A 280-nucleotide genomic window follows, 5' to 3' on the forward strand; every position below is an offset into this window, starting at 1 on the left:
GGCTACGACCGGCTGATGGTCGAGCATTAGGCGGGTTGCGGGTTGCTCGCCCGTCATTCGGACAGGAACGTCACATCGCTCCGGTTGCCGGTATAGGTGTCGTACGACACCACCTGCGGGCCGCTGCCGCCTTGCGTATTGTTCGAACCGATCAGCGTGATGCGGCCGTTTTCATTGCTCGCGACGATCTCGACGTGCTCATCGTCGCCGACAATGCAGATATCGCCCGGCTTGGCCTCGCCGCGGCTCACGGTGCGCCAGCCGTCGCCCTTCAGTTCGC

1 pseudogene is annotated in these 280 nt (G+C 63.9%); it reads right to left on the reverse strand.

The annotated features are described in order from the left end of the window. Positions 1-53: 53 nt before the first annotated feature. Positions 54-280 (reverse strand): annotated as a pseudogene (locus ACEN88_RS35325) (hypothetical protein); the annotation flags it as partial.

The sequence above is a fragment of the Massilia sp. CT11-108 genome, assembly GCF_047302915.1.
Taxonomy (GTDB): domain Bacteria; phylum Pseudomonadota; class Gammaproteobacteria; order Burkholderiales; family Burkholderiaceae_D; genus Telluria; species Telluria orientalis.